This window comes from Pseudomonas gingeri (genome assembly GCF_013385635.1).
Classification (GTDB): Bacteria; Pseudomonadota; Gammaproteobacteria; order Pseudomonadales; family Pseudomonadaceae; genus Aquipseudomonas; species Aquipseudomonas gingeri_A.
This window is the reverse complement of record NZ_JACAPR010000043.1, coordinates 70029-77175: the sequence shown is the minus strand read 5'-3', so window position 1 is coordinate 77175 and position 7147 is coordinate 70029. Positions and strand designations below refer to the sequence as shown.

4 protein-coding genes and 1 pseudogene are annotated in these 7147 nt (G+C 62.8%); all 5 read right to left on the bottom strand.

Annotation, left to right across the window (positions count from 1 at the left end):
* Positions 1-85 precede the first annotated feature (85 nt).
* A complete protein-coding gene (tssH, locus tag HX851_RS32465; RefSeq protein WP_177066344.1) occupies positions 86-2740 on the bottom strand; it encodes a type VI secretion system ATPase TssH in 2655 nt (884 codons plus the stop codon).
* 107 nt (positions 2741-2847) lie between these two features.
* Positions 2848-3339, bottom strand: coding sequence for an Hcp family type VI secretion system effector (locus HX851_RS33505; protein ID WP_218170570.1), 492 nt, complete (start codon positions 3337-3339; stop codon positions 2848-2850).
* Positions 3340-3516: 177 nt separating this feature from the next.
* A pseudogene (locus HX851_RS45255) lies at positions 3517-3801 on the bottom strand (OmpA family protein); the annotation flags it as partial.
* 1303 nt (positions 3802-5104) lie between these two features.
* Complete coding sequence (gene tssL, locus HX851_RS32455; protein WP_177058109.1) at positions 5105-5782, bottom strand: type VI secretion system protein TssL, short form; 678 nt, start codon at positions 5780-5782, stop codon at positions 5105-5107.
* Positions 5783-5784: 2 nt separating this feature from the next.
* Positions 5785-7140, bottom strand: coding sequence for a type VI secretion system baseplate subunit TssK (tssK, locus tag HX851_RS32450; RefSeq protein ID WP_177066342.1), 1356 nt, complete (start codon positions 7138-7140; stop codon positions 5785-5787).
* Positions 7141-7147: the final 7 nt, after the last annotated feature.

Below are 7147 nucleotides of genomic sequence, written 5' to 3'. Positions count from 1 at the left end.
ACATCGAGCCCGGCGTCGATACCACGGACCCAGAGTTTGTGGCGGGTGTGGTCGAAGAAGACGGTGCGCAGTTCTTTGAGCATGGTCAGGCCTCCACAGGGGCGACAAGCGTCGCAGCCGGGGTGTCGATGAAGTCCAGGGTGATACCCGTGTCTTCGTGGTAGCCCAGGGTCACACCCCGGGTCTTCTGCCCGACCGCCTGGCGTTGCAGCAGTTGCTGGCTGAGTACGGGCAGGATCTGCTGGTTGAGCAGGCTGTCGATATTGCGGGCGCCGGTATCGGGCAACAGGCACGCGGCTACCAGGGCATCGTTGAGGGCCTCGTCGATCTGGCACTCCAACCCGTAGTGACGCTGCAAGCGCCTGCCAACCTGAGCCAGCTTGTGGGCGGCGATGCGCCTGAGCGCATCGGCTTGCAGTGGGCGATAGATCAGGGTCTGGAAACGTGCCAGCAGGGCCGGCTGGAAGTGCGCGCGCAGGATGGGACGCAGACATTCGTGCAGCGTACTGTCGGACGCATCGGGGCATTCGTGCAGGCAGGCTTGCAACTCGTCACTGCCCAGGTTGGAGGTCATGAGAATGACGCTATGGCGAAAGTCGATCTCACGCCCTTCCCCATCGCGCATGAAACCGCGATCGAAGACCTGATAGAACAGGTTGAGAACGTCGCGGTGGGCTTTTTCCACTTCATCGAGCAGCACCACGCTGTAGGGTCGTTGACGCACGGCTTCGGTGAGCACACCGCCCTGGCCATAGCCAACGTAGCCGGGCGGCGAGCCTTTGAGCTGGCTGACGGTGTGGGCTTCCTGGTATTCGGACAGGTTGAGGGTGATCAGCGATTTCTCGCCGCCGAAGAGGCCGTCCGCCAGGGCCAGGGCGGTTTCGGTCTTGCCGACACCGCTGGTGCCCACCAGCAGGAAGACACCCAGCGGGGCCTTTTCCCCGGTCAGGCCGGTCCTGGCTGCACGCAGGCGTTGGGCCAGGGCGTTCAGGGCCGAAGACTGGCCGATGACGCGCTCGGCCAGTTGCTGTTCCAGCGCGAGCAGGTTCGCCGGTTCGTCCTTGAGCAGGCTGCCCAAGGGCACACCCGTCCAGTCGGCGATCACTTCAGCCACGCTCCGGGCGCTGACATCCAGGGACAGCAGCGGCTGTTCGCCTTGAACCTCGCCTAACCGTCGTTGCAACGCCACACAGGCATCCACCCGGGTCGGGTCGGCCTGACGTGCGGCGAGCAGTTGTCGGGTCAGGTCCAACTCATCCCGGTATTGCTGTTCCAGGCCGGTTTGCTGGCAATGCAGCTCGGCTTGCTGCACAGCGATTACCGCCAGACGTTCGCCAGCGCCACCACCACCGAGTTGTGCGTCCTCCTCCAGCGCCTGGCGCTCCAGCTCCAGGGCTACCTGCCGGGCCTTGAGCTGCACCAGTCTCTGCGGTTCGCAATCGAGGCTCATGCGCACCCGGGCACTGGCGGTGTCGAGCAGGTCGACGGCTTTGTCCGGCAGTTGTCGTCCCGTCAGGTAACGCCGCGACAGGCTGACTGCGGCCTGCACCGCCGAATCCCGGATATGCACGCCGTGGTGGCTGGCATAACGCGCCTTGAGGCCGCGCAGCATGAGGCTGGCATTGAGGTCGTCCGGTTCGTCGACCTTGACCACCTGGAAGCGCCGCTCCAGGGCCGCATCGCGTTCGAAGTACTGCTTGTATTCACTCCAGGTGGTGGCTGCGATGGTGCGCAACTCGCCACGGGCCAGGGCGGGCTTGAGCAGGTTCGCGGCATCGGCACCGCCGGCCTGGTTACCGGCACCGATCAGGGTATGGGCTTCATCGATAAACAGCAGCACTGGCTTTTCTGATTGCTGCACGGCATCGACGACATTTTTCAAACGTTGTTCGAACTCACCTTTGACTCCGGCGCCCGCCTGCAACAAGCCCAGATCGAGGGTACGCACGCAGACCGGTTTGAGGCTGTCCGGAACATCACCCTGGGCAATCCGCAAAGCCAGGCCTTCGACCAGGGCGGTCTTGCCCACCCCGGGCTCGCCCACCAGGAGCGGATTGTTCTTGCGACGGCGACCGAGGATATCGAGCACCTGGCGAATCTCATCGTCACGGCCGAACACCGGGTCGATCCGGCCCTCCGCGGCCTTGGTGGTGACATCCTGGGTAAATCTGTCCAGCACGCTGCGTAAAGCTTCATCCCGGTCGACACCCACTGAGGGGCACGGGGAAACTTCCGTTCGCTCGGGGACAATCTCATGCTGGATCTGTGGCCGCTCTTCGGAATGTTGGTCGAGCAGCACGAACAACTGCCGCAGTTGAACTTCACTGACACTGAGCAGCGGCCAGGCGGCTTCGCACGCCAGCAGTCCGGGGCTCTCCAGGAGCGCGCCGAGCAGGTGGGCCGAACGCAGGTTGACGTTATCGTCGCCCAGCGATGCACGCAGCCAGGCGTTCTTGATCAGTTGCTGCAGCCGTTCACACAACTGCGGCTTGTCCTGCACGCTGCACGGCAGACCGTCGAGATAATTGAGCAGACCATACCAGAGCGCTTCCATGTCCCATTCATAGCGACGCGCGATGACGTTCAGATCCCCCTCGCCCTGCCCCAGCAGCTTGAGCAGCCAGTGTTCAACGCTGATCTGGGCATGGCCTCGACTCTGGCACAGCGAGGCCGCGGCACTCAGCGCACGGGCACAGTAGGGATTGAGGCGGCGAAGCAAACGGGTCGAACTGTATGCCATACGGGTACGTCCTTGCTCTGGGTTTCAGCACGTGGTCGGTGCAACTGACACGGGTTTGAAGGTCGATGAGCCGGCAGGCGAAAATCCCGTCTGCCGGCCCTCTCGTATCAAGCGCTCTGGCGTTCGCTCCAAGCGTCCGAGTGAATGATGTTGCCGTCCTTGTAGGTCCAGGTGACCTTCTCGTAGCGCAACTCGATCTCCTCCAGGTGGTTGTGCTTGTCCTTGGTCGGATCCTTGATGTCGTGCATTTTTGGCGCGACTTTCACCACCTTGACGTTTTCCAGCAGGGTGACGAAGTACTCGACCTCCTGGCCCGCATCGTTGATGCGATACCACTTGAACTCGGCACTCTGGAGGCTCTGGCCGGTACTCACCGCCTTGTACAGGTAGGGGGTGGAGGCATCGATTTCCTTGGTGAACAGAAACGGTGTATGCACCCGTGCACCTGTCAGCTTGCCGGTGTTGTCGTCGGTGGGAATGTGCAGGCTGTGGTCCTGGGCGATCACCTCGATACTGCCCTCGCGACCTTGCACATCCACCGCGCCTTTGATCTGCGCGCCACCGTCATCTTTCAGCCACAGGTAAATGGGAATTGCCATTTGAAACTCCTTGTCTTGGATCATGAATGTCGCGGGATGCGACAGGGGGTGTCTGTCCGATGACCCACGGGGGAACACACAAGCCCCCACCGTGGGCACCAGACGGATATCGACACGACGATTGGCCGAGCGCCCGGCCTCGGTATCGTTGCTGGCGATGGGCTGGCTGGCACCGAAGCCCTGGACCGCCAGGCAACTGTCGGGAACGTCGCCCATGCGCTGTATCCAATCACGCACGGCGGCGGCCCGAGCCCGGGATAGCTGCAGGTTATGCTCGGCATTTCCCGTGCTGTCGGTATGTCCGGCGATGACGATCAGCCAGCCGGGCTGGGCCTTGATATCGACCAGGGCATTGATCAGCAGCTTGGTTGAGCCGGGCTTGAGCCGGGCGCTGCCGGAGCTGAACAACGACAGACCGTCCAGACGCACCGGATCAGGCGTACCCGCCTCTATCGGGGCCATCAGTGGCTGGCGGTGAGCGGCAATCGCAGCCAGCAACGGTGCCCGCAGGTAGGCACCTCGGTACAACCCCAGACCCAACGCCAGGGGTTCGCCATGCCGGTAGTAACCCTCCAGCCGCTCGGCATCCTGGCGCAGCACCGCGAGAGCCTCTTCCCGCTGGGCAAACTCAGGATGATCACGATGCTCTGACGGGGAAATGGCCAGGTAACGACGCAAGTCATCACTGACCTGACGCACCAACAGCGTGTTCTGCCATGCCGAGTTGACCAGGGCGACCAGGCCGGCCAGTACAAACAACCACAGTGCCACCAAACTCGCGCGGCGTGCCGGCGTACGCCGGGTATGTGCCGACAACAGCGTCAGCAAGGGATCGGGGAACGGCAATGACACCTGCGTCCCGGACCGAGCCTGCCGTCCATCCACCAATGCGGTCTTGTCACGCAGCCATTGCTGCCATAGGTTGCCCGCCAGCATCCCGGGCAAGGCCGGCACCAGGGTGACGGCGCAGGCCAGCGCCAGGGAAACGCGATGGCGGTTTTCGGCATGCGTGAAACATGGCTGGACCGCCTCCTCCAACCAGGCCGCCATGCTGTTCAGATGGATACCTGCCTGTAGCCGCAAGGCACGGGATCTCGGATCGCTGGCTTGTCGCTGCCAATCGTCGAAACTGGCGCACGCACCGCCATCACGCACAACGGGACCACACTGGCCGGCCTCCCAACTGAACCAGAGCCCGTCACCTCGTGAAGCCTGCAGATAACTGACCCGCAGTAACGGCAGCGCCATGCCGCGCTTGCGGAGCAAACCGACCTGATGACAAAGAGCGCGAACCTGGCCGGCCAATACCGCGGCGTCACGGTGCTCGCCGGGGTTGGTGACGAACATCACGCAGAACTGCCCGCCCCACCCCGGACGCAGGTCCAGCAGATCGGCGATCATCGTGGGTAACCGCTCAGGGTTCATTACCCGCACATAACAACCTTGCCCGGTCGTCCGTAGCGCCAGGCGGTCCGCTGGAATTTCGCCGAACAGGCCGACCAGGCCGTCACCACATACCAGTACCACCGGCTGACGGTAACTGGCAGGCGGCAAGGATAGGCTCTCTGCCAGAATCAATGACTCGCCGCGACTCTCCGCCTGCCGCCTGACCCGGCGACAGGCCAGGAGGGCAACGACGCCAACACTCAGGACGACCAGCAAACGTATCCAGCTGGTAAGCGGGATAATGATCGACAGCGCCAGGGTGAGTGCACTCGCCCATAGCCAAAGAGCTTGTACCTGCTTGAACGTCATCGCCCGGCCCTCATGCCTGCACCGGCGACAACGTGGCGATCACGGCACCCAACCATTGATCCAGTCCCCACCAGGCACCGACCAACAGCAGTCCCGTCGCCAGACCATGGAGCAGCGGCGATTGCAGCCAAGGTTGCAGGCTCATTCGAGGGGCGGTGCCCACCCGGGTGGTCAAGGCATGGCTGGGCAACAGTGGCGCGACCCGCGCATCGAGGGCCGCCAGCACCTGCCCACGCTCGGCATCGTTGATGTCGCGATAACGCCCCTGAAAGCCCAGCATCAGCACACGATGGAATGCCGTCAGTACATGGGGATCGGGAGCCGGCTCACGCAGCACTTCGCGGATGTCCTCGTACAAGAACTCACCCGCCTGATGGCGGTTGAAAAACCTGGCCTGCATGGGCTCGCTGGCCCAGTCGGCATGGACGTCGCCCTTGGCATAATGGAGCAGGGTCTCATCCAGCAAGGCGCATTGGGCATGGCTAACGAGGTCGATGCTGCGTGGGCTCAGCCCGACACTCTCGAGTGATTGGCGCACCTGCTCGATCTGACTCATGCAGCGCTCGCGCAGCCCCGGGCTGTTTTGCGCCGAAGTTCCCTGTCGCAGTTCCACCACCAGCAGGTAGCTGTCCTGCATCAGGGCATCGATAACGGCCGCCGCGCGGATCGTATTGGAGGATAAGTTCAGGCTCATGTGCGCAGTACCGCGAACAGTTCGAGCGTCACGTCGGCCAGCGTGTTCGGCACGTAGAAGGCAAAGACTCCTTCGGCCAGCATGGCCTGCCCCTTGGCGTGTCGCAGATCGAGGGCGAAGTACTGGTTTTCCAGACGCAGCGGAATAGCTGCCGGCACATGGCTGAGCGACTGCAAGGGCACACCGTCCAGTGCGACATTGATCAACTGATCGACTTCATCCGGAGTACCGATCTTGCACAGACGGGGGAATTGACTCTGCACCTGCGCCGCCGGCAGGCGACAACGCACCGACAGATAGAAATCGGCACCGTCGAGCTCGCGCAGGCGTACATCGTTGAGTTGGACCTGCCAGCGATTGGCACCATGCGCCTCCAACTGCAGACTGACGACCCGCGATGGCAGGCTGGTGGTGAGCAAGGTGGCGATGGTCCGCATCAGCGGTGGAAATACTGCTTCCAGGTCCTCGTGCCGATAAGCCGGGATATCATCAAGATCGTGTTCCAGCGAAAAGGTCAACAGGCTGCCGGCCAGCTTGGCCAGTTCCAGATAGACCTGCTCGGGGTGCCGCTCCGAATGAGCAATGAAATCAGCCAAAACCGGCTGGTAGGTGTTCAAGGCATTGAGCAGCCAGAACAACGACACATCGGCCACGGCGAAATCGGCCATGCGCTGGTTGCTCTCGCGGCGCATGCTCATCAGGTGTTGGCGCTTGGCGGATAACTGGGTCAACAGGTTATCCAGTTGTGTCACCAATCCCGGATGAGCGGCGAAGCTCAGCAGCGGCGGCACATGACCCGGATCCAGGCTCCAGCCACCCTGCCCGTCACCTACCAGCCGCGCGATCGGACAGGTCAGGTAATCGGCGTTCTCGTCGTGATCCAGGCGCACGCTCAACACGTGCTCCAGCACACCGATCGACTGCGTCTCGTCGGCGTACAGGTCTTGCACCTGGCGCCAATCCCGACGATAGCGCACGGGTCGGTCCACCCTCCCGTCCTCGAACAGGCAGTTGTTGCCATTGGCCTGCTCCAGTGGCAAGGCCAGCAGCAAGGTGATGTCCTGGCGGTCATCGGGTATCAGCCGGGACAGCTTCAGGGCCGGTGGCAAACGGTCCACGTGGTCGGTATCGATCAACGTTCCATCCGCCATGCGCACGCGCAGCCGGGTAGCCTTGAGCTTGCCCAGGCGCAAGGCTTCCAGATCGAAGGCTACCGCCTGAACACCCCAGGGGTGCACCCGAGACAGATAAGCAAGACTTTCGTTGGTCCAGGCTTCCCAGCGTGCCTGCTGCTGGAATTGCTGCGGGGACAGCAGGGCTCCCGCGGTCCATAGGGGGCGGTCGATTTTCATCAGATTG

Coding starts and splice junctions, on each gene's coding strand:
- tssH (WP_177066344.1), bottom strand. CDS start 2,740: ATGGCATACAGTTCGACCCGTTTGCTTCGCCGCCTCAATCCCTACTGT.
- HX851_RS33505 (WP_218170570.1), bottom strand. CDS start 3,339: ATGGCAATTCCCATTTACCTGTGGCTGAAAGATGACGGTGGCGCGCAG.
- tssK (WP_177066342.1), bottom strand. CDS start 7,140: ATGAAAATCGACCGCCCCCTATGGACCGCGGGAGCCCTGCTGTCCCCG.